The sequence below is a fragment of the Synechococcus sp. BA-124 BA4 genome (assembly GCF_034931165.1).
Genome location: NZ_JAYGIA010000007.1, coordinates 1 through 19,543 on the forward strand (window position 1 = coordinate 1; position 19,543 = coordinate 19,543).

The 19,543-nt window shown below is 68.5% G+C and carries 24 protein-coding genes; 13 read left to right on the forward strand and 11 right to left on the reverse strand.

The window, feature by feature from the left end; genetic code table 11:
* Positions 1–635, reverse strand: a 635-nt coding sequence (locus VB734_RS01300) for a BtpA/SgcQ family protein (protein ID WP_323242874.1), incomplete at its 3' end; no start/stop codon positions are given.
* Between the two features lie 113 nt (positions 636–748).
* Between VB734_RS01300 and rimO the strand changes: the two genes are divergently transcribed.
* Positions 749–2,182, forward strand: a complete 1,434-nt coding sequence (gene rimO / locus VB734_RS01305) for a 30S ribosomal protein S12 methylthiotransferase RimO (protein ID WP_322781947.1) — start codon at positions 749–751, stop codon at positions 2,180–2,182.
* Positions 2,179–3,417 carry an MFS transporter gene (locus tag VB734_RS01310; protein ID WP_322781948.1) on the forward strand — a complete coding sequence of 413 codons (1,239 nt, stop codon included), beginning with the start codon at positions 2,179–2,181 and terminating at the stop codon, positions 3,415–3,417. Before rimO ends, VB734_RS01310 begins: the two co-directional genes overlap by 4 nt.
* On the opposite strand, the gene VB734_RS01315 is transcribed toward VB734_RS01310, so the two are convergent.
* The gene (locus VB734_RS01315) at positions 3,394–3,486 is read right to left on the reverse strand and encodes a cytochrome B6 (RefSeq protein ID WP_197166061.1); all 93 of its coding nucleotides are present in this window, start codon (positions 3,484–3,486) and stop codon (positions 3,394–3,396) included. The two genes, VB734_RS01310 and VB734_RS01315, sit on opposite strands and share 24 nt — an antisense overlap.
* A 141-nt stretch (positions 3,487–3,627) precedes the next feature.
* Between VB734_RS01315 and VB734_RS01320 the strand changes: the two genes are divergently transcribed.
* Positions 3,628–5,232, forward strand: coding sequence for a B12-binding domain-containing radical SAM protein (locus VB734_RS01320; protein WP_197166063.1), 1,605 nt, complete (start codon positions 3,628–3,630; stop codon positions 5,230–5,232).
* 8 nt (positions 5,233–5,240) lie between these two features.
* On the opposite strand, the gene VB734_RS01325 is transcribed toward VB734_RS01320, so the two are convergent.
* Positions 5,241–5,663 carry a DUF4346 domain-containing protein gene (locus VB734_RS01325; RefSeq protein ID WP_322781949.1) on the reverse strand — a complete coding sequence of 141 codons (423 nt, stop codon included), beginning with the start codon at positions 5,661–5,663 and terminating at the stop codon, positions 5,241–5,243.
* 22 nt (positions 5,664–5,685) lie between these two features.
* On the reverse strand, positions 5,686–6,864 hold the full coding sequence (locus VB734_RS01330) for a GNAT family N-acetyltransferase (RefSeq protein WP_322781950.1): 1,179 nt from the start codon (positions 6,862–6,864) through the stop codon (positions 5,686–5,688).
* Positions 6,865–6,910: 46 nt separating this feature from the next.
* Between VB734_RS01330 and VB734_RS01335 the strand changes: the two genes are divergently transcribed.
* Entirely contained in the window at positions 6,911–7,363 is a 453-nt protein-coding gene (locus VB734_RS01335) for a hypothetical protein (RefSeq protein WP_322781951.1), read from the forward strand.
* Here VB734_RS01335 and VB734_RS01340 read toward each other — a convergent pair.
* Both VB734_RS01340 and VB734_RS01345 read right to left on the reverse strand, forming a co-directional pair.
* Complete coding sequence (locus VB734_RS01340) at positions 7,350–7,997, reverse strand: RibD family protein (protein ID WP_322781952.1); 648 nt, start codon at positions 7,995–7,997, stop codon at positions 7,350–7,352. The genes VB734_RS01335 and VB734_RS01340 overlap by 14 nt on opposite strands.
* On the reverse strand, positions 7,994–8,932 hold the full coding sequence (locus tag VB734_RS01345; protein ID WP_322782697.1) for a 6-carboxytetrahydropterin synthase: 939 nt from the start codon (positions 8,930–8,932) through the stop codon (positions 7,994–7,996). The genes VB734_RS01340 and VB734_RS01345 overlap by 4 nt, the downstream gene beginning before the upstream one ends.
* A 102-nt stretch (positions 8,933–9,034) precedes the next feature.
* Between VB734_RS01345 and VB734_RS01350 the strand changes: the two genes are divergently transcribed.
* Entirely contained in the window at positions 9,035–9,697 is a 663-nt protein-coding gene (locus VB734_RS01350) for a shikimate kinase (RefSeq protein ID WP_322781953.1), read from the forward strand.
* A 30-nt stretch (positions 9,698–9,727) separates the two neighbouring features.
* Here VB734_RS01350 and VB734_RS01355 read toward each other — a convergent pair whose 3' ends face one another.
* Positions 9,728–9,991, reverse strand: a complete 264-nt coding sequence (locus tag VB734_RS01355) for a chlororespiratory reduction protein 7 (protein ID WP_197166079.1) — start codon at positions 9,989–9,991, stop codon at positions 9,728–9,730.
* Between VB734_RS01355 and VB734_RS01360 the strand changes: the two genes are divergently transcribed.
* Positions 9,990–10,703 carry a DUF6816 family protein gene (locus VB734_RS01360; RefSeq protein WP_322781954.1) on the forward strand — a complete coding sequence of 238 codons (714 nt, stop codon included), beginning with the start codon at positions 9,990–9,992 and terminating at the stop codon, positions 10,701–10,703. The genes VB734_RS01355 and VB734_RS01360 overlap by 2 nt on opposite strands.
* Positions 10,704–10,712: 9 nt before the next feature.
* On the opposite strand, the gene VB734_RS01365 is transcribed toward VB734_RS01360, so the two are convergent.
* On the reverse strand, positions 10,713–11,456 hold the full coding sequence (locus tag VB734_RS01365) for a glutathione S-transferase family protein (RefSeq protein ID WP_197166082.1): 744 nt from the start codon (positions 11,454–11,456) through the stop codon (positions 10,713–10,715).
* A gap of 113 nt (positions 11,457–11,569) precedes the next feature.
* Here VB734_RS01365 and VB734_RS01370 point away from each other — a divergent pair, with 113 nt between their 5' ends.
* Genes VB734_RS01370 through VB734_RS01390 form a run of 5 tightly spaced genes read left to right on the forward strand, consistent with a single transcriptional unit; the run spans position 11,570 to position 15,906 of the window.
* Positions 11,570–11,776, forward strand: coding sequence for a DUF751 family protein (locus tag VB734_RS01370; RefSeq protein ID WP_197166083.1), 207 nt, complete (start codon positions 11,570–11,572; stop codon positions 11,774–11,776).
* A 2-nt stretch (positions 11,777–11,778) separates the two neighbouring features.
* The gene (rbfA, locus tag VB734_RS01375; RefSeq protein ID WP_197166084.1) at positions 11,779–12,192 is read left to right on the forward strand and encodes a 30S ribosome-binding factor RbfA; all 414 of its coding nucleotides are present in this window, start codon (positions 11,779–11,781) and stop codon (positions 12,190–12,192) included.
* Entirely contained in the window at positions 12,189–13,841 is a 1,653-nt protein-coding gene (locus tag VB734_RS01380; RefSeq protein ID WP_322781955.1) for a glycoside hydrolase family 3 N-terminal domain-containing protein, read from the forward strand. Before rbfA ends, VB734_RS01380 begins: the two co-directional genes overlap by 4 nt.
* A gap of 50 nt (positions 13,842–13,891) precedes the next feature.
* Positions 13,892–15,100, forward strand: a complete 1,209-nt coding sequence (locus VB734_RS01385) for a glycosyltransferase (protein ID WP_322781956.1) — start codon at positions 13,892–13,894, stop codon at positions 15,098–15,100.
* Complete coding sequence (locus VB734_RS01390; RefSeq protein ID WP_322781957.1) at positions 15,100–15,906, forward strand: uroporphyrinogen-III synthase; 807 nt, start codon at positions 15,100–15,102, stop codon at positions 15,904–15,906. The genes VB734_RS01385 and VB734_RS01390 overlap by 1 nt, the downstream gene beginning before the upstream one ends.
* Before the next feature lie 54 nt (positions 15,907–15,960).
* Here VB734_RS01390 and VB734_RS01395 read toward each other — a convergent pair whose 3' ends face one another.
* From VB734_RS01395 to zds, 3 genes are read right to left on the reverse strand one after another with little or no spacing between them, the layout of a single operon-like run.
* The gene (locus VB734_RS01395; protein WP_322781958.1) at positions 15,961–16,557 is read right to left on the reverse strand and encodes a hypothetical protein; all 597 of its coding nucleotides are present in this window, start codon (positions 16,555–16,557) and stop codon (positions 15,961–15,963) included.
* A complete protein-coding gene (locus VB734_RS01400) occupies positions 16,544–16,990 on the reverse strand; it encodes an SRPBCC family protein (RefSeq protein WP_322781959.1) in 447 nt (148 codons plus the stop codon). Before VB734_RS01400 ends, VB734_RS01395 begins: the two co-directional genes overlap by 14 nt.
* A gap of 5 nt (positions 16,991–16,995) precedes the next feature.
* Positions 16,996–18,480, reverse strand: a complete 1,485-nt coding sequence (zds, locus tag VB734_RS01405; protein ID WP_322781960.1) for a 9,9'-di-cis-zeta-carotene desaturase — start codon at positions 18,478–18,480, stop codon at positions 16,996–16,998.
* Between the two features lie 123 nt (positions 18,481–18,603).
* On the opposite strand from zds, the gene VB734_RS01410 reads away from it, so the two are divergent.
* The gene (locus VB734_RS01410) at positions 18,604–19,047 is read left to right on the forward strand and encodes an iron-sulfur cluster assembly accessory protein (RefSeq protein WP_322781961.1); all 444 of its coding nucleotides are present in this window, start codon (positions 18,604–18,606) and stop codon (positions 19,045–19,047) included.
* A 59-nt stretch (positions 19,048–19,106) separates the two neighbouring features.
* Positions 19,107–19,535: a hypothetical protein gene (locus tag VB734_RS01415; protein ID WP_322781962.1), complete on the forward strand. Its 429-nt coding sequence runs from the start codon at positions 19,107–19,109 to the stop codon at positions 19,533–19,535.
* The last annotated feature ends 8 nt before the right edge of the window (positions 19,536–19,543 follow it).

Here is a 19,543-nt window from a genome sequence, read left to right on the forward strand (position 1 = left end):
GCCCTGGCCTGCTCCAGATCCGCCGGATCGGTTGGTCTGCCGGTGCCGCTGCCCGAGACGATCACCCCATCGGCACCGCCGCGCTCGAGCACATCACTCACTGCCTCCGCCATGGACAGCGGCGCCAGCGGGGCACCGTGCTTGACCAGCACATCGGCCAGGATCCGTACGGATTCAGCCCCCAGCAGGCGGCGCCGGCGCAGCAGCTCAGCCGCCACCCCCTCGATCAGCCCCTGATCGGTGACCGTGGCACCGCTGAGCACATTCACCCGCAGAAAGCGGGCGCCACTGGCCTGGGCGATCGCCAGAGCCGCCAGAGCGTCATTGCGCAGCACATTGATGCCCACCGGCCGGTTCGTGGCCTTCACCACCGCCAGGGCCAGCCGGGTCATGGCGGACACCGTTTCCGGGGGCACCGATCCCCGCCAGAAGGGCACATCGCCGAAGTTCTCGACAATCAGCCCATCGGCGCCACCGCTGAGGTAGGCCTCGACATCGGTGAGGGCCGCGGCCTCCAGGCCCCCCAGATCGCCGGCCCAGCCAGGGGAGCCCGGGAGGGGCCCGAGGTGAATCACCCCGATCAGCGGACAGGGCTGGGGGAACAGCTCACGCCAACGGGATCCAGGGCAGGGCATGGCGTCGGCCGCAGAAGGAGAATGAACCAGGCCGTGGCACCCGGATATCCCATAGGGTGATGGATTGGCCCCGGGGGTTCCACCCGCGGTCAAGGTATTCGGCCCCCGCACCCATGTCTCCCGCCAGCGCAGCTTTCCCCGCAGGATCGGTCCGGCCCGGGGCGTCAGGCGCCGGCCGTCCCACCGTGGCCTTCGCCCACCTGGGATGCGAGAAGAACAGGGTCGACACCGAGCACATGCTCGGGCTGCTCGCCCAGGCGGGCTACGGCATCAGTGCCGATGAGCGCGACGCCTCGGTGGTGGTGGTGAACACCTGCAGCTTCATCCAGGACGCCCGTCAGGAATCGGTGCGCACCCTGGTGGAACTGGCGGAGCAGGGCAAGGAACTGATCATCGCCGGCTGCCTCGCCCAGCATTTCCGGGAGGAGCTGCTGGAGTCGTTGCCGGAGGCACGGGCGATCGTGGGCACCGGCGACTACCAGCACATCGTGGACGTGCTGGAGCGGGTGGAGGCGGGTGAACGGGTGAACCGGGTCAGCGACGTGCCCACCTTCGTGGGCGACGAGCATCTGCCCCGCTACCGGACCACCTCCGAGGCGGTCGCCTTTCTCAAGGTGGCCGAAGGCTGCGACTACCGCTGCGCCTTCTGCATCATCCCCAGGCTCCGGGGCGACCAACGCTCCCGCACGATCGACTCGATCGTGGCGGAAGCCCATCAGCTCGCCGCCCAGGGGGTGCAGGAACTGATCCTGATCAGCCAGATCACCACCAACTACGGCCTCGACCTCTACGGCAAGCCCCAGCTGGCGGAGCTGCTGCGGGCCCTGGGGGAGGTGGAGATTCCCTGGATCCGGGTGCATTACGCCTACCCCACCGGTCTGACCCCTGAGGTGCTGCGCGCCTACCGCGAGGTGCCCAATGTGCTTCCTTACCTCGATCTGCCGCTCCAGCACAGCCATCCCGACGTCCTCCGGGCCATGAACCGCCCCTGGCAGACCGGCGTGACCACCGATCTGCTGGGACGCATCCGCGACCAGCTGCCCGATGCGGTGCTGCGCACCACCTTCATCGTGGGCTTCCCCGGTGAAACCGAGGACCACTTCGAGCATCTGCTTCGCTTCGTGGAGGAGCAGCGCTTCGACCATGTGGGGGTCTTCACCTTCTCCCCGGAAGACGGAACCGCGGCGGTGGAGCTGCCGGATCCGGTGCCCGCCGAGGTGGCGATCGAGCGCCGCAACCGCCTGATGGCCGCGCAACAGCCGATCGCGGCGGAGCGCAATGCCAGCTGGGTGGGGCGGATCGTGGATGTGCTGATCGAGCAGGAGAACCCCAGCACCGGCGAGATGATCGGCCGCTGTGCCCGCTTCGCTCCCGACGTGGACGGCGAAGTGCGGGTGAGCCCCGGTCCCGGCGGCCTCTGCGCCTCCCCCGGAACCATGGTGCCGGTGCGCCTCACGGCCTCCACCCCCTATGACCTCCAGGGCGAAGTGGTGGGTGCCCGGGCCATGGTGGAGGAGGCACTGGCGGGGCGCGAGGGCCGGGGTTGAGGCACTGGATCCGCCGCAACCAGCGCACGACCTTTCTGATCGCCTCGGGGCTGAGCACCGCCGGCTCCTTTGCCGGGCTCACCGCCAAGGGATGGATCCTGATGGACCAGACCAGCAATCCACTGCTGCTGGCCCTGCACTTCGGAGCCCTGGCGATGCCCAGCCTGCTGGCCAGCGGCAGCGCCGGGGTGCTCACCGACCGGATCGGCTGTGAACGGGTCCTGATCCGCTCCCAGTGGGGCCTGGTGTCCGGTGCCGCCCTGGGGGCCGTGGCCATCCCCTTGTTGGCCGGAGCCGCCCAGGTCATCCTGCTGCTGCTCAGCACCCTGGTGGTGGGCCTGGCCAGCTCCTTCGAGCTGACCGCCCGCAACAAGTACTGCGCTCTGCTGGTGGATGAGCCGGCTCAGCTGGCCCCCTACCTGACCTCCTTCTCGGTGGTGTTCAACGTCGGCAAGCTGGTGGGTCCACCGATCGGCGGGTTGCTGCTCGCGCTGACGGGACCCGCCACGGCCCTGGCCATCGATGCGGCCTCCTACCTGCTGCCGGTCGCCACGGTGCTTTGGCTGCTGCAGCCCGACCTCAGCAAGGAGCGGCGCAGCGGCAGCGGCGTCGCTTCAACCCTGGCCACCGCCTGGCGGGGCTGCGGCGCCAGCCTGCGCCACGTGCTCCTGTTCACCGGTATGGCCTGCCTGGCGGTCTTCTTCCATCCCGGTCTGGCCCCGTTGATCGCCGCCCAGGTGCTGGGGCCATCGCCTCAGTCCCTGGGCTGGTTCACGAGCGTGCTGGCGGCCGGCAGCATCAGCGGGGGGCTGCTGCTTCAGCGTCGCAGCCAGTGGTTGAGTGAACGTCCGTCGCTGCTGCTGGGCAGCTGTTGCGTGATCACCAGCCTCGCCCAACTGGGCATGGCCCTGACGGCGCCCGCGCCCTTCCGGCTGGCCATGACCTTTCTGATCGGAGCGGGGACAGCCGGTCTGCTGGCGGGCAGCAGCCTGATCCTGCAGGTGGGGGCTCCGCTGGTGCTGCGCGGCCGGATGGCAGGCCTTGGCCAGATCGCCTTCCTCGGCGGCGGCGGCTTCAGTGGCCTGATCGCCGCTGCTCTCTGCCTGAGGGTGGGCCTGCAGGCCACCTTCGCCCTGATGGGCAGCGTGGGGCTGGCGCTGGGATTGCTCGAGCTCACCAGCCGCTGGGGACAGCGCCTGAATCCGATGGACTCAGATCAGCTTGATGCCGCGTAGGACCGTGGAGAGCAGAAAGGCTGTCGCCAGTCCAGCGGCCACCAGAGCGAGGTAGAGAGCTGCCGCCATGGCCAGCACGGAAATACAACCCGCTCATTAGAGCAGAGCGACCCTGCCGCCGTGGGTTGCCCTTAGGCTGACGCCCAACCGCCACGGGGGCAGGCGAAGCCTTGCCAGTCCCGTATCCCCCGTCCTACGAACCGGATCAGCATGCGCGCCCTGCTCGTCTACCCGGAGTTCCCCAAGACCTTCTGGAGCTACGAGAAAATTCTCGAGCTTGTGAACCGCAAGGTTCTGCTGCCGCCCCTTGGGATGGTCACCGTGGCGGCCCTGCTGCCCCAGCAGTGGGACTTCAAGCTGGTCGACCGCAATGTGCGCGAGGTGACCGAGGCCGAGTGGGACTGGGCGGAGCTGGTGATCATCTCCGGGATGATCGTCCAGAAAGCCGACATGGCCGCCCAGATCGCCAAGGCCAAGCAGCGGGGTCTGCCCGTGGCGGTGGGAGGCCCCTTCGCCAGTTCCACCCCCGATGCCCCGGAGATCGCTCTGGCCGACTTCAAGGTGCTGGATGAGGGCGAGATCACCCTGCCGATGTTCATCGAGGCCCTGGAGCGCGGAGAGCGGCAGGGACGCTTCAGCTCGGAGGGGGAGAAGCCCGACGTCACCGGCACGCCCATTCCCCGCTTCGATCTGCTTGAGCTCGACGCCTACGACTCGATGTCGGTGCAGTTCTCCCGCGGCTGCCCCTTCCAGTGCGAGTTCTGCGACATCATCGTTCTCTACGGCCGCAAGCCCCGCACCAAGAGTCCCGAGCAACTGATCGCCGAGCTGCAATACCTCTACGACCTGGGCTGGCGGCGCTCGATCTTCCTCGTGGACGACAACTTCATCGGCAACAAGCGCAACGCCAAGTTGCTGCTGCCTGCACTCAAGCAGTGGCAGATCGATCACGGCTACCCCTTCAGCTTCGCCACCGAAGCCTCGGTGGATCTGGCCTCCGATGACGAGATGATGCTGATGATGGCCGAGAGCCGCTTCGACAGCGTCTTTCTCGGCATCGAAACTCCCGACGAGGCGAGCCTGGAAACGGCGCGAAAGCTGCAGAACACCCGCAGCTCCCTGGAGGAGTCCGTGGATCGGATCACGTCCTACGGCATCCGGGTGATGGCCGGCTTCATCATCGGCTTCGATGGGGAGAAATCCGGGGCTGGCGACCGCATCGTCGAGTTCGTGACCCGCACAGGCATTCCCGCCGCCATGATGGGCATGCTGCAGGCGCTGCCCAACACGGGCCTCTGGCATCGGCTGGAGAAGGAAGGCCGCCTGATCCAGGACAAGGCCGACGCCAAGGGGGTCAACCAGACCAACCTGCTCAACTTCGTGCCCACCCGTCCGATCCGCGACATCGCCAACGAATACGTGGAGGCCTTCTGCAACCTCTATGAGCCGAACGCCTACATGGATCGGGTCTTCAGTTACTACCACAAGGTGGGCAAACCCCGTTGGAAGCCCTTCCTCAAGCCCGAGCATTCCGGCTTCAAGCTGCCCAGCTGGACCGACGTGCGCGCCCTCCTGATCGTGATCTGGCGCCAGGGCCTGATCCGCGACACCCGAGGCCGGTTCTGGCGTTATCTCCTGGCCATGGCCCGCACGAATCCCGATCAGCTGGAGCAGTTCCTGGTGGTGCTCGCCCACAACGAGCACTTCATGGAGTACCGCAGCATCGTCACCGAGGAGATCCAGGTGCAGCTTCAGTCGCTGCCTCCGGAACCCCCTCCGGCCAACTCCGAAGTGAGAGAACTGCAGCCCGCCTGAGGCGGGCCTCAGTCCTGGATGTAGGAGTCGCCCGAGCGCAGGGCCGCTTCGGCCTTCTGAAGCTCCCGTCCGAGGTAGAGGGCGTGATCCAGCCGGCTGATCGGAGCCTGCCCGGGTCCTTCGGTGAGCAGAATGCCTAGCTCCTTGGCCGTGCGGCCTCGAAACACGGTCACTGGCTGGCGAGGATCACCGCCACGGCAGCTGAGCACTTCACCGGTGTCTGGGTCGGTGGCCAGGCCTCGCGCATTGATGCCGTTGCTGTAGAGCTCAGCCACCAGCTCCCTCCGCTCTCGATCCAGGCTGATCAGCACATACCCGGAGGGGTCGAGATCGATCGAGCGCTGTGACAGGCGTTCATCCAGGGCACGCAGCTCCTGCAGGGATGAAGGGGACGAGGCAGGGGACGTCGTGGTGGGGGCTCGCTGATTCATACCTTGATCGTAAACAGCCGCCTCAGCAGGCGCCCAGGGGCAGCTCCCTTCGGCTGAAGGGCAGCTCGGCATTTTCCGCCTCGATCTCCTCGAGCATCTGCGCATTGGCCTCGGGGAGCCAGCGGCGCAGGAGCCGATCGAAGCCCGGATCCTGCCAGCGGTGCAGGCTGGCCCTGGGCACGGCCAGAAATCCCCGGCGCCGCTTGTGGCTGCCGCCAGCCCCTGGATCAAAGCCGCGGATGCCCTGCCCGATCGCCCATTCGATCGGGGCGTAGTAACAGACCTCGAAATGCAGATTCTCGATCTCCCGATCACTGCCCCAGTAGCGGCCCCAGAGGAACTCGCCATGGCGCACGCACAGCGACATCGCCACCGGCTCGTGGGGATCTCCCCGGTGAGCGCTGAACAGCACCAGATGCTCCCGCAGCTCCAGGGCGTCCACGTGGAAGAACTCCTCACTGAGGTATTTGCTGCCCCAGGCTCCCCAGCGGCTGCAGTGTTGCGCATAGAACTGGTGCATTCGCCTCAGCATGGCGGTGGAAATCCCGGAACCCGCCAGGGCTGTCACCTGCAGGCCAGCTGCTGCGATCGAGCGCCGCTCCCGGCGGATGTTGCGCCGCTGGTTGGCATTGAAACCAGCCAGATAATCTTCGAAACCGCTGAAACCGTCGTTGGTCCAGAGACTCTGCTGATTCAGCCATGTGGCGCAGCCGGCGGCCTCGGCAGCCGGCTGCCAGTCGGGATCGACGTAGAGAAAGTTGCAGCTGAAGATCTTCTGCTCTCGGCAGAAGCGATCGATCAGATCCAGCATCAGGGCTGTGATTTCCAACCCGTCTTCACTGGGATCGATGTGAAAGCGATAGCCCTGCACCGGGCTGAGCGGGCTCATGCCCACCAGCTTCGGGTAGTAGCGCAGACCCAGCTGACCGGCGAGCTGGGCGAAGGACTGATCGAAGACGAATTCTCCGTAGCTGTGGCCCTTGAGGTAGAGCGGCGCCACGGCAATCAGCCGCTCCTGGCGCCACATGCTCAGGTGGCAGGGCTGCCAGCCCTGGCGGGGCACGATGCTGCCGGAGCGCTCCAGGGCCTGCAGCCAGGGCCAGCCGTAGAACGGGAGACCCGCCGGTCCTGCGAGCTCCTGCCAGGCTTCGCGCGGAATCTCCTCCATGGCCCGGTGCCAGCGGGCCTGCAGCTCAGCCATGGCGAAGGAACACGTGGGCGCAACGGCGAGGAGCAAAACTAACGGCATGGCGCAGCGACTGCACCGGTTGTCGCCCCTGGTGGCGGCACTCCTGACGTTGTCCGGGGCGTTGGCCTCCGGGCTGGGCAGCCCACCGCCCGCCTCCGCCAGTCTGCTGGGGCCGGTGCTGCGCCTGATGCGACCCCAGCTGGAGAGAAAGCTCAGCGACGTGTGCGTCAGCGCTGCCGCCGGCGGACAGGCCAGCCTGGAGCGCAGCCTGAGGGAGCCCTGCCGCCGTCTGGCGGCACCAGCCAGTGCCTGCCTGATCGCCGAAGCCGAGAGCAGCGGGCGCAGCTTCGGGGTGATCAGCGAACTGGCCCGGGGCCGTCTTGGTGACGACAGCGAAGTGGTGGTGAAACGCTGCGTCGCCAAGCTGCTGGGGCTGCCTGCCGACAGCCTCAGGGAGGTGTCGCTCGAAGACCTTCAACGCCGCTTCAAGCTGCCCGTCACGCCGCGGTAGGTGTGTCGCAGCAATAGCGCAGCAGCATCTCGCCGCCCCCCAGGGACCTGTGCTCCATCAACTGCCAGCTCTGGCCGGAGAGGTCGGGCGCCAGGGGGCTCACCCAGCCATTCCGACCCCCCAACAGCACCGGACAGAGGCTCAACTGCAACTCCTGCACCAGACCTTCCGCCAGCAGGGCCGTGGCCAGCTCAGTCCCACCGAGCAGCACCAGACGGCGCAGTCCTCGCGTACCCAGCTCCGCCAGGCACGTCCGCCAGTCGCCCAGGGACAGATGGGCATCGAAGCCCGGCTGGCCCATCCCCGGCGAGAGCAGCCAGCGCTCCACGGGCTGGGCGAAAAATGGCAGGGACGGCTCCAGCCCCCGGCCTCGGCTCACCACCAGGGCAATGGGTTGGGGGGAGCGCCCCTCGAGGCGGCGTTGCGCCAGCAGCTCAGGGCGATGGATCAGACAGGTGCCTCGGTGCAACCGGATCGTGGCCGCTCCCACCAGGCAGCCATCGGCCCAGGCCAGAGCCTCCTCCAGCACCCCGCGGTCGCCGTCAGCTCCGAGCTGGGCGGCACCCCCCTGGGCAGGCGCGAGGCGGCCATCGAGGCTGATGGCCAGCACCAGCCGCAGATGGGGAAGGCTCAAGCGCCGGCGAGGGCCTCCAGCACAGCGGGGCGAGTCTCGAGGAGGGGGGCTTCGGCGAAGACCTCGGCGGCGTTGTTGGGACTTTCCTGCAGACGCACCTTGTGCAGAGCGGCACCGGTGGCGGTAATCGGTGCGCTGAGCAGATCAGCGATGTGCAGGGCGATGTTCTCGGCGGTGGGCACGCAGGTGGCGAAATGGGCCACGTCCTTGTTGAGGAAGGTGTGATCGAAGGGCTCCACCACCAGGTCGTTCACCAGGTTCTGCAGCTCCCCGAGGTCGCAGACCATGCCGGTGCGGGGATCGATCGCACCGCGCACGGTGACATCGAGCAGGTAGTTGTGGCCATGGCCATGGGGGCGGGCGCACTTGCCGTAGATCGCTTCGTTCTCGCTCTGGGAGAGCTCCTCGCGGGCCAGGCGGTGGGCGGCGGAGAAGTGGGTGCGGATCGAGAGGAAGGCTTCCATGGGGTTGCCGATGACATCGGCCCAGAGGGTGGGTTGCTCGTAGAGGCGCAGACCGGCGAGCGGCAGATGCGGGGCCAGACGTGTCCAGATCGCCTGGAGCAGGGCCTCGGTGGTGGGCAGGCGGCCCTCGGGCCGGCTGAGATCGAACTCCGGCCAGCAGTCGTTGAGGAACCGGAAGTCGAGGGGATCGGTGACCTCCCGGCGGATGGCGTGCTTCACATCGGAAAGATTGAGCACCATGCCGTCGCCATCGAGGGGCCCGGCCATCGCCACGATCAGCTCGTAGTTGTGGCCGTGGCCCGGAGCGAGGCTGCAGCGGCCGAAGCGGCTGACGTTCTCCTCATCGCTCAGCTCAGGCAACCGGTAGAGGTGACTGGCGCTGAACAGGGCCCGGCGGGTGATCACGCAGCCACGGCCGCGGCCGTGACGGAACGCGCCGGCGTAGACGCCAGCGCTGGGGGTGGCGGGCATCGCCATGGTCCCGGTGGCCATCGACTCGGCGGCGTCCTGCTGAGGCATCCTAGGGATTCCGCCCCAGGCAACGCCGGATCCGCCGCCTCGCCGCCCAGCCCCATGGCCTCTGAACCGCCCTCCCCCGCCAGCGTGAGTTCTGGGCTGCCAGGGCGCCTGGAGGGCCTGAACATCTACCTGGTGGGGATGATGGGAGCCGGCAAGAGCAGTGTCGGCCGGCCGCTGGCCGAAGCCCTCGGCTATCGCTTCATCGATGCCGACAGCGTTCTGGAGCAGCATGCCGGCTGCTCGATCCCCGAGCTGTTCGAGCGCGGAGGGGAGACAGCCTTCCGTGAGCTGGAGTCGGCCGTGCTCAACCGGATCGCCTGCTGGCATTCCCTGGTGGTGGCCACCGGCGGGGGCGTGGTGTGCCGCCCCTGCAACTGGGGCCAGATGCGACAGGGTCTGGTGGTGTGGCTGGACGCCGATGAGCAGCTGCTGCTGGAGCGCCTGCGGGCCGATCCGGGCCGCAGGCCCCTGCTGGCCACCCCTGATCCCGAGGGGCGTCTGTCCCAGCTGCTGAGCGAACGCCGGCCCTTCTACGGCCAGGCCGACCTCAGGGTGCCCCAGGACGGACGACCGGCAGCAGCCGTCGCCGAGCAGGTGCTGGAAGCGATCCCCACGGTGCTGCGCCAGCGGGTGGCACCACCGCAGGCTGCCACTCAGCTGGTCGACGACACCGGCACCACAACAACCAGCCTGAACGCAGCAGCCGAGCAGCGCTGATTCAGCTGATTCACCGAAGGCGTTCGTCCTTCACCGTGCCGGGGGCTCCAGGCGGACGGCGTACCACTGAATGGCCATGCCGGGCTCCAGCTCCAGTTCACAGGCTGTTTCCAGCAGCCGCTCGGCCCGCTCACGGTCGCTGGAGAGTCCGAGCAGGTCGGCGGGGGGCTCCTCCAGTCCGGCAAGCTGGCTGGTGAGCCAGCTGAGGGTTTCGTCAGCCGTGAGGATGCGCTCCCCCCGGGAGGGCTCCAGCACCACGTAATGATCGAGTTCCCGCAGCAGGGGATCGGACATGCTCAGCTCTCGGGTCGCCTTCATCCTGGCCGCCCTGATCACCCTCTGGCCGGGGCAGGCCCTGGCGGCCAGCGGAGCCACAGGTCCGCTCGAGAGGCGTCTGGCGGCCTGGCCCGCCTGGAGCCTGCCGGCCCCCCTCAGCCGCCCCGGTCGCAGCGACCTGCGCTACCCGGACTGGTTCAGCGGAGCCTGGTGGGTGCACAGCCTGGAGGAGGGCAGTGGTGAGCCGATCCCGGCCTACCCCGTGCGATTCCTGCGGGATGACCGGGGAGCGGTGGTGGGCGATCGTGCCTTCAACGCCACCCAGGTGGGCGACGCGCTGCTGGGGGGTCAGCTGCTCTCGGTGGCCAATGATCCGGCCAACCCCAACCGCCAGCTGGCCTTGCTGCGCGGCGATCTGGAACTGGAATCCACGGTGATCGGGCGCCGCAGCAAGCCGGAGCCGGCGGCCATGGCCCGGGACATGGCCAGGGAGAACCTGCAGGAGTTCCTCGCCGATGAGCTGACCCTGCAGGTGCTGCACGGCCCAGGAGGAGCGCGGATCAGCCGTGTGGAGACCCTGAGCCGCTACTCATTCGTCGCCGGCACTCCGGGCCACGAGCTGATCCGGGGGGAGCAGTGGCAGGCCACCTACCCATCGCCGGAGCAGGGGCTGGTGGCCCAGGCCAGCGGAGGCCATCACCTCTGGCTGCTGCTCAGCCGCAGCCCATGAAGGCCCGGATCAGGGGGAGGGCGGCGAAGCCGGCTCGCTGACGGCGCCTCGACCCAGAGAGAGGTAGAGGCCATCCCTCCAGGCGAAGAGGCTGGTGAGCAGGGGATGGTCGGCCAGGCCGGGCACGCCACGGCCGGCCAGAGGAGCACCGGCGCTGGCCGGGAAGAGCAGCAGCGACAACTGGGCCGCCACCGCGAGATCGGCCAGAGAGAGCCGATCACCCACCAGAAAGCGGCCCGGAGCCAGCAGCACCGCCAGCTGCTCGAGGTTCGCCTGCAGCTGGCGCCGCTCCGTCTGGCCGATGGTGTCGCCGAGGGGGGTGAGCAGGTCGGTGGGCAGGGCCCCCACCAGCGAGCGCAGAAGCGCGGGGGTGGCCTCCGGCAGCAGGGCCCCACGCATGACGGCATCGGAGCCGGCCGCCTGCAGCAGCGCCTGACGCACGCCGGCAGCCAGGGCCGTGTCGGCCCAGTCTTCAAAGAGGAGCACCCGGGCGCGGTCGGCCGGATCCTCGGGAATCAGGGGAGGGGTCGGCACCCGGCTCTCGAGGTGCTGGGCAATGGCGCTGGAGTCGGCGATCACCTCTCCGCCGTCCACCAGCACAGGCACCTGCCTCTGGCCCGAAAGACGGAACAGCTCCAGCTGCCCCAGCCCGGGGGTGACCTCGATGATGCTGTACTCCAGCCCCTTGGCGGCCAGGATCAACCTCACCTTCTCGCAGAAGGAGGAATGGCGGAACTGGTGGAGCTCGAGCATCGGCGGCACGGTCCTCTGGGCGGCAGAGTAGCCCTCATGTTCTCCCGGCGTGGGCGACACCCCGCCACGGCCTCTCGGTTCCACGCCTTGCCACCCACTGCCCCACCTGCGCCATGAAGGACTTCTTCCTCAACGTGACGCGCTACCCGCGCTACCTGGTGGCGTTCAGCCTCGGCGTGTTCAACTCCGTGCTCGAACCTCTGGCGCAACGGCGCAGCAACCCGGTCACCGCCGTGGCCCTGGTGGGGGCCCTGGTGAGCGGAATGATCAGCCTGAGCCTGGTGCTGCGTGCCATGGTGACTCCAGCACCACTGGCATAGGGATGGCACAGGGCCGACGGGTGGAGCGCATGGCCTCCCTGATCCGCCGGGAGATCAGCGAGCTCCTGGTGAATGGCATCAAGGACGAAAGGGTCTCGCTCGGCATGGTCAGCGTGACCCAGGTGGAGGTGGCCGGCGATCTGCAGCACTGCAGGATTTTCGTGAGCATCTACGGCAGTGATGAGAATCGCCAGACGGCCCTGGCCGGCCTCAAATCGGCGGCTCCGTTCGTGAAGGGGGAGCTGGCACGGCGGCTGAATCTGCGTCGAACCCCCGACGTGCAGTTCCTGCTCGATCGCGGCCTGGAGAAGGGCAGCACGGTGCTGGGTCTGCTCAGCCAACTGGGGGAAGAGCGCCAACAGCGAGAGCCGCTCGGTGCGGAAGCGGGCGATGACGGCGGCGACAGCGGGACATGACGATGGTTCGGGGGCAGGCCCAGGAGCCGTTGCCGCCGGCCGCTGAGCTGCGCCGGCAAGTGGCGCGGCTGCTGGTGATCCGCGGCAGCGGCCACCTGGGCGACGGCCAGCGGCGCTACCCACGCTGGGAACTGGAGAACGCCTCGCTCAGGCGGCTGCTGTCCGAGGGGGTGGGCGGCGTGATCCTGCTGGGGGGCAGTGCCGCTGAATTGCGCCTGCGCAGCCGGCAGCTGCAGAGCTGGTCGAGGCAGCCCCTTCTGATCTGTGCCGACGTGGAGGAGGGGGTGGGGCAGCGCTTCGAGGGGGCCAGCTGGCTGGTGCCTCCCCTGGCCGTGGGGCGCCTGCACAGCAGCGATCCGGAGAGGGCCCTCTCCCTGGCCCGGCGCTACGGCCACTGCACGGGCCGCCAGGCGCGGCAGCTGGGGCTCAACGGTGTGCTCGCTCCGGTCTGCGATGTCAACAACAACCCCCGGAATCCGGTGATCAACGTGCGCGCCTGGGGAGAGACGGCCGGCACGGCAGCAGCCCTGGCAGCCGCCTTCCTGGAGGGGGCCCAGGCCGAAGGAGTGCTCTGCTGCGCCAAGCACTTCCCCGGCCATGGCGACACCTCCGACGACTCCCACCTGGAGCTGCCCCGGCTGCCCCATGGAAGGGAGCGGCTGGAAGCGATCGAGTTTCCCCCTTTCCGGGCCGCCATCGCCAGCGGCTGCGCGGCGGTGATGACCGCCCACCTGCAGCTGGACGCCCTGGATCCGCTGCGGCCGGCCACCCTCTCGCGCCCCGTGCTCACAGGGCTGCTGCGGCAGGAGCTGGGATTCACCGGACTGGTGATCACCGACGCCCTGGTGATGGAGGCGATCGCCTCCCGCTGGGGGGCGGCGGAGGCCGCCGTGCTCGCCTTCCAAGCCGGCTCGGATCTGATCCTGATGCCCGCTGATGCCGATGCCGCCATCGATGGCCTCGTGGAGGCCTTCAGCTCGGGGCGCCTGCCGCTGGAGCTGCTGCACAGGAGCCTGCGGCGACGCGAGGAGGCTCTGGCCGCCGCAGACTCCAGGGCTCCGGCAACGTCCCTGACAGGGCCTGAGGAGCTGGGCGAGCTGGAAACAGCGCAGGATCAGGCGCTGGCGCGGGAGCTGGTGGAGATGAGTCTGGACACGCGGAGCCCCCAGGCCCTGCCGGCCGGGCCGGGGGTCAACCTGATCCGCCTGGACAACAGCCTGGCCTGTCCCTTCCTGCCGGCGATGGCACCGGCCCTGCTGCGGCCTGCCACAGCCGGCTACCGGACCTGCCTGCTGGATCCCCGTGGCCCCAGCCCCTGGAGCGGGAACGCCGACGCCCCCCTCGCTCTCGAGCGCCTGCCGGATGGGCCGGTGTTCCTGCAGTTGTTCGTGCGCGGCAATCCCTTCCGAGGCAGCGCCGGAGGTGATGAACCCTGGCCCGAGGTGATCCGCCAGCTGCTTGGGGTCCACCGGTTGGCGGGCCTGACCGTGCTGGGCAGTCCGTATCTGTGGGAAGCCCTGGAGCCCCTGCTCCCCAGCGGGATTCCCGCGGGCTACAGCCCCGCCCAGATGCCTCTGGCCCAGGCCGCCCTGCTCACCCGGCTCGGCCTGGCCGTCGGTGACGCCGCCGAAGGAGGCTTCACCGACTGAACCGGCTCACAGCCGGAGACCTGACCTCACGCCCCTAACCTCACGCCCGGATGCGGGCCGCCGCCGTGCTCAGCCTGTCGATGATCGTGCGCAACGAGGCCCAGCGGCTCGGCCGCTGCCTGGAGTCGGTGGCGGGCTTCGCCGATGAACTGGTGGTGGTGGACACCGGCTCCAGCGACGGCACGGTGGCCGTGGCCGAACAGCATGGCGCCCGGGTGGAGCGCATCCCCTGGCCCGGGGATTTCGCCCCCGCCCGCAACCAGGCTCTGGAGAGGGTCCGGGGCACCTGGGTGCTGGTGCTGGATGCCGACGAACAGCTGCTGGAGGACGCCAAGGAGCCCCTGCGGGCGTTGATGGCCGATCCCGACACGCTGTTGATCAACCTGCTGCGCCAGGAAGTGGGCGCGCTCCAATCGCCCTACTCCAGTGTCAGCCGTCTGTTCCGGCGTCACCCTCAGATCCGCTGGAGCCGCCCGTATCACGCGATGGTCGATGACAGCGTCACCGAACTGATGGCCAGGGAGCCCCGCTGGCGGGTGGTGGACTACCCCCACCCGGCGATCCGCCATGAGGGCTACCGGCCGGAACTGCTCGCCGATGGGCGCAAAGCGCGGCAGCTGCGGCGGGCCATGGAGCAGGAGTTGCGGGACCACCCCGGCAATGCCTACGCCAGCGCCAAACTCGGCGGCCTCGAGATCAGCGAGGGGCACGTGAAGCGCGGCATCGCCCTGCTCAAGGCCGGGCTGGCCGGCTGCCCCTCCGGCGCCCACCCGGAGCGGTTCGAATTGCTGCTGCACCTGGCGATGGCCGAGGCCAGCCGCCATCCCTCCAGGGCCGCGGCCCTCTACCGGGAGGCGCTGGCCGTGCCGCTCGATCCACGGCTCCAGGTGACGGCACGGCTGAACCTGGCGGCTCTGCAGCTCCAGGACGGCGCCACGGCCGAAGCCGCCCAGCTGGCGGAAGCCGTCACACGCGGAGCCCCCGAACTGGCCCTGGGCTGGTACAACCTCGGCCTGATCCGGCGCCGTCTCGGCGACCTCCGCGGCTCCCTGGAGGCCTATGACATCGCCGTGAGCCTGGCTCCCGAGCACGCCGAAACCCACCAGAACCGAGCAGTGGCTCAGCTGCTGGCGGGCGACATCAGCGCTGCCCGCGCCGGTTTTCGCCGGGCCATCACCCTGTTGCGGCAGCAGGGCCGCACCAGCGACGCCGAGACCCTGCACCGGCAGGCGGGGGCCATGGTGAGACTGGACGACTGATGGAGGTGGCCGTGCTCTCAGGTCGGGTGGTGGTGGTGACGCGGGCCGAGCGGCAGCTGAGCGAGGCCCGGGCGCTGTTCGAGCGCGCCGGTGCCCGGGTGCTGGACCTTCCCGCCCTGGTGATCGGTCCTCCCGATGAATGGGGCCCCCTCGATGACGCCCTTGCGGAACTGGATGCCTTCCACTGGCTGGTGTTCTCCAGCGTCAACGGGGTGGAGGCGGTGGAGCAGAGGTTGCAGCGGGTCGGGAGGAACCTCGGCGATCGCCCCCGCGGCCTCAAGATCGCGGCGGTCGGCCGCAAGACCGCCGCCCGCCTCGAGCAACTGGGTGCCCCCGCCGATTTCATACCGCCCGATTTCGTGGCCGACAGCCTGATCGAGCATTTCCCGGTCTCGGGCTGGGGACAACGCCTGCTGCTGCCCAGGGTCCAGAGCGGCGGCCGCACGCTGCTGGCGGAAGCCTTCGCCGAGGCCGGCACGCGAGTGGTGGAGGCGGCCGCCTACGAGTCCCGCTGTCCGCCCCATCTGCCCCTGGCCACAGCCGCCGCCCTGCGCGAAGGGCAGGTGGAGGCCATCACCTTCACCAGCGGCAAGACGGTGCGCCACACCGTTCAGCTGCTGGCCCAGGACCTGGGAGAGACCTGGCGCGAACGGCTGGACTCCGTCGCTCTGGTGTCGATCGGTCCCCAGACCAGCGCCACCTGCCTGGAGCTGCTGGGACGGGTGGATGCCGAAGCCGACCCCCATGACCTGGAGGGGCTGGTGGCGGCCTGCGGCCGTGCCCTGGGGGGGGAGCCGGGAGCCTGAATCCCCCCGGACCCTGCTCCGCCCGTGGCCTCACACCAACCCGGAAGAGCCCCTTCAGAGCTCGGCGATCACCACCTGGCCCCTGGCTTTGCTCTGACGACTCACGAGGGTCAGACGGCCACGCAGCACATCGATCGAGGCCACTCCCCAGGCCTCGGGCAGAAGGTCGGTGGTGCGGCCACCGACATCGCCCACGGCCAGAGAGCCGCTCTGACCACCGAACTGAACGAGAGCCATGGGGCGACTGCCGCTGCTGATCACACCCTGGAAGCGAAAGCCCTCGGGCAGGGACAGCGGGGGGGGCACAGCGGTGGGCCCAGGTCCACCGGGGTCCCGGCTGAACCTGGTGACCGCCAGCGGCGCAAAGGGGTCTAGACGGCCCGGGGGCATCGCCGCCTCCACCTGCTGGACCGTGGGGAGCGGGGTGAAGCCTGCCTGGGCGACACCGGCCGACGCCGGAGCGGGTGGGCTCGCTGGGGCTGCAGGGGCTGTTCCTGATGGAGCAGGGGCCTGAGGGGGTACGGCACCTGTGTCGGCAGGGGGTGTGCCTCCGCAGCCCCCAAGGCCGGCGAGCAGCAGCGGCAGCAGGGCATGGCCCAGTCCACCTCGAGCCCTGGACAGGCCGGGGTGATGCTGCTCAGGGCTGGCCATGCTCATGCTCCACAAGGTCCCGGAAGCGATCCAGGTTGGCCTGGAGTTCGCGTGTGACGATGCCTCCAAGGATGCTCGGTTCCATCAGAGGTGCAAGGACTCCCGGCAGCTCGTAGCTCACGGTCAGCCTGACAACCGTCAGGTGATCGGACTGGGGATAGAAGCGCACGGCTCCCTTGGTGGGCAGGCCCCCGACCGACTCCCAGTGCAGCTGCTGGGCTTCGATCCGGTGGGAGATGCGGGCCTTCCAATGGAAGCGGAATCCCTGGGCCGCCAGGGTCCAGTCGGTGAGGTCGGGATCGTCGAGGGTCACCACCGATTCGATCCAGCGCATCCAGCGCGGCATCGCCTCCAGATCGCTCCAGACCTCCCAGACCCGCTCCACCGGAGCCTTGATCTCCGTGGTCACACTGTGCTCGAGCCAACGTCCCATGCTGATCAGGCCACGGCGGCGACAGAGGCCAGCCGCACAGGCTGATCCAGGATGGCGGCAGCCGCCAGTCGCCCGCTCATGGTGGCCCCCTCCATCGAATCGATGTAGTCCTGGCGCGTGTAACTGCCGGCCAGGAAGAAATTGGCCACCGGCGTGCGCTGCTCCGGACGGAAGGGTTCCATGCCTGGGGCCTCGCGATACAACGACTGAGCCAGTTTGACCACGTTGCTCCAGATCAGGTTGAGGCCGCGGGCCGAGGGGAACAGCTCACGCACCTGGGCGTCCACCAGGGCGGCGATCTCGTCGTTCCGGCGTGGAATCCAGGGATCGCCTGGGGTGAGCACGCACTGCAGGAGGGACCCCTCCCCCTCACGCCGATAGTCAGCCGGACTGGCCAGGGCCAGATCGGCGAAACAGCTGAAATCGGCATCAGCGGTGTACAGGAGGTTGTCCAGTCCACTCGCCGTGGTGAGATCGCGGCGGGCGGCGGCGTGATCCTCGCCCTCCCCCAGCTCGGTCACCCAGCCGTCGTAACGCAACTGCACGGTGGCCACCGGCACCGCTTCGAGGCGGTAGATGTTCTCGAACTGGGCATAACGACGCCAGGAGGGCGGCAGCAGCCGCTGGATTCCGGGCACGTCACAGGCCGCCAGATAGGCGTCGGCCTCGACACTGATCTCGCCATCAGGGGTCCCCAGCCTCAGGCCCGTGACCAGTGGCGCTGCCTCCGGTCCAGCGCCCTCCTCGAAGCAGACCTCACTGACCCTGTGGCGCAGGTGAAGCCTCCCCCCGCGGGCTTCGATGTAGTCGAGGATGGGCTGGTGCAGCCAGCGGTGCGGCGAGCCCTTGAGCAGATTGAGCTTGGAGGCCTCGGTCTTGGAGGCGAACATCATGAAGATCGTGAGCATGCAGCGAGCCGAGATGGCCTCGCAATCGATGAAGCCCAGGGCATAGGCGATCGGATCCCACATCCTCTCCACGCTGCGGGCACTGCCGCCGTGGCTGAGGAACCAGTCGCGAAAACTGATGCGGTCGAGGGAGCGGATCACGGCCATCGCGCCCTCGTAGTCCACCAGACCACGCACGATCGGGCTGGTGCCCAGGGCCAGGGCATTGCGCAGCTTGTCGATCCAGTCGAGCTGCGGGGTGGTGAAGAAGGCTTTTAGTCCGTTGAAGGGGGCGCCGATCGGGAAGCGGAAGTCCAGTTCGCGCAGGTCACCGCCCCTGTTCACGAACAGATGGGTGTGCTGCTTGGGCAGGAGGTTGCCGAAGGCTCCAACCTTGCGCATCAGCGCAAACAGATTGGCGTAGTTGAAGAAGAAAACGTGCAGGCCCATCTCGATGTGGTTGCCGCCGTCATCGACCCAGCTGCCGACCTTGCCACCCACGAACGGACGGGATTCGTAGAGGTCAACCTGGTGGCCGTCATCACAGAGATCAACCGCGGCTGCCAGACCGGCCAGACCAGCTCCCACGATGGCGACGCGCACCCTGTGTCTCCCTGAAGTGCGGCAACTCTATGGAGCCGTCTCTGGCGGCGGTGGAACACCAGAGTCCGGAAGGCCTCCATAGAGTGGCTCCACATCCCGTTCCCCCTGTCGCAGGCGTCGCCCATGAGCAGTCCCAGCACCGATGCCCCCTCCGCGGTCCAGGAGGCAACCACCCCGGCGGTTGTCGCCCCACCGGCGGCCACCCACACCGGTAAGGACGGCAAGGGCATCCGCATCACCGAACCAGCCATGAAGCAACTGGCCGCCCTGATGCAGCAGCAGGGCAACGACAAGCTTCTGAGAGTGGGTGTGCGCTCCGGTGGCTGCAGCGGCATGAGCTACACCATGGATTTCATCGACAGCGACGCGATCCGCGTCGACGATGAGCTGTACGTCTATGAGCCCGACGGTGCCCCCAGCTTCCGGGTGGTGAGCGATCCCAAGAGCCTGCTGTACATCTACGGCATGCAGCTGGATTTCAGCTCCGCCCTGATCGGTGGCGGCTTCAACTTCACCAACCCCAATGCCAGCCAGACCTGTGGCTGCGGCAGCTCCTTCGCCGTCTGATCCGCCGCTGGCCGGGCCGCCAACGTGGGAATCTGGGTGTCCCTGAGCTGCCGCAGCCGATGACGGCCACCACAAAGTCCGCCGAATCCCTCTTCGATCAGGCCATCAGCCGCTATCAGCAGGGGGCTGCAGCCGCTGACGTCATCGACGACTTCCTGACGATCACGGCCCAGGCCCCCCGTCTATCCGCCGCCTGGACCTGCCTGGCCTGGCTGCAGCTGCTCGAGGACCAGCCCGAACCGGCACTGCGCTCGGCGCGGATGGCGGTCAAGCTCAACCCACAGGATCCCCAGTCGCGCGTGAACCTCTGCCTGGCCATGCTCGAGTCGGGCGCTAAAGGAGTCCGTGAGCACATCGATCTGGTGCTGCGCATCACGGCCGTGTCACCGGAGCTGGCCAAGGACTTGAACGAATCGATCGCCGATGGGCTCAGCCGGCGCCCGGGCTGGAAGTCCCTGGAGAAAGTCAAAGCCTGGCTCCAGGGTTGATCCCTGGA

What these genes read in the sequence shown, in the direction of transcription:
- rimO (WP_322781947.1), top strand. Translation starts at nt 749, where the DNA reads ATGTCTCCCGCCAGCGCAGCTTTCCCCGCAGGATCGGTCCGGCCCGGG.
- VB734_RS01315 (WP_197166061.1), bottom strand. Translation starts at nt 3,486, where the DNA reads ATGGCGGCAGCTCTCTACCTCGCTCTGGTGGCCGCTGGACTGGCGACA.
- VB734_RS01320 (WP_197166063.1), top strand. Translation starts at nt 3,628, where the DNA reads ATGCGCGCCCTGCTCGTCTACCCGGAGTTCCCCAAGACCTTCTGGAGC.
- VB734_RS01325 (WP_322781949.1), bottom strand. Translation starts at nt 5,663, where the DNA reads ATGAATCAGCGAGCCCCCACCACGACGTCCCCTGCCTCGTCCCCTTCA.
- VB734_RS01330 (WP_322781950.1), bottom strand. Translation starts at nt 6,864, where the DNA reads ATGGCTGAGCTGCAGGCCCGCTGGCACCGGGCCATGGAGGAGATTCCG.
- VB734_RS01335 (WP_322781951.1), top strand. Translation starts at nt 6,911, where the DNA reads ATGGCGCAGCGACTGCACCGGTTGTCGCCCCTGGTGGCGGCACTCCTG.
- VB734_RS01345 (WP_322782697.1), bottom strand. Translation starts at nt 8,932, where the DNA reads ATGCCCGCCACCCCCAGCGCTGGCGTCTACGCCGGCGCGTTCCGTCAC.
- VB734_RS01350 (WP_322781953.1), top strand. Translation starts at nt 9,035, where the DNA reads ATGGCCTCTGAACCGCCCTCCCCCGCCAGCGTGAGTTCTGGGCTGCCA.
- VB734_RS01360 (WP_322781954.1), top strand. Translation starts at nt 9,990, where the DNA reads ATGCTCAGCTCTCGGGTCGCCTTCATCCTGGCCGCCCTGATCACCCTC.
- VB734_RS01355 (WP_197166079.1), bottom strand. Translation starts at nt 9,991, where the DNA reads ATGTCCGATCCCCTGCTGCGGGAACTCGATCATTACGTGGTGCTGGAG.
- VB734_RS01365 (WP_197166082.1), bottom strand. Translation starts at nt 11,456, where the DNA reads ATGCTCGAGCTCCACCAGTTCCGCCATTCCTCCTTCTGCGAGAAGGTG.
- VB734_RS01370 (WP_197166083.1), top strand. Translation starts at nt 11,570, where the DNA reads ATGAAGGACTTCTTCCTCAACGTGACGCGCTACCCGCGCTACCTGGTG.
- rbfA (WP_197166084.1), top strand. Translation starts at nt 11,779, where the DNA reads ATGGCACAGGGCCGACGGGTGGAGCGCATGGCCTCCCTGATCCGCCGG.
- VB734_RS01380 (WP_322781955.1), top strand. Translation starts at nt 12,189, where the DNA reads ATGACGATGGTTCGGGGGCAGGCCCAGGAGCCGTTGCCGCCGGCCGCT.
- VB734_RS01385 (WP_322781956.1), top strand. Translation starts at nt 13,892, where the DNA reads ATGCGGGCCGCCGCCGTGCTCAGCCTGTCGATGATCGTGCGCAACGAG.
- VB734_RS01390 (WP_322781957.1), top strand. Translation starts at nt 15,100, where the DNA reads ATGGAGGTGGCCGTGCTCTCAGGTCGGGTGGTGGTGGTGACGCGGGCC.
- VB734_RS01395 (WP_322781958.1), bottom strand. Translation starts at nt 16,557, where the DNA reads ATGGCCAGCCCTGAGCAGCATCACCCCGGCCTGTCCAGGGCTCGAGGT.
- VB734_RS01400 (WP_322781959.1), bottom strand. Translation starts at nt 16,990, where the DNA reads ATGGGACGTTGGCTCGAGCACAGTGTGACCACGGAGATCAAGGCTCCG.
- VB734_RS01410 (WP_322781961.1), top strand. Translation starts at nt 18,604, where the DNA reads ATGAGCAGTCCCAGCACCGATGCCCCCTCCGCGGTCCAGGAGGCAACC.
- VB734_RS01415 (WP_322781962.1), top strand. Translation starts at nt 19,107, where the DNA reads ATGACGGCCACCACAAAGTCCGCCGAATCCCTCTTCGATCAGGCCATC.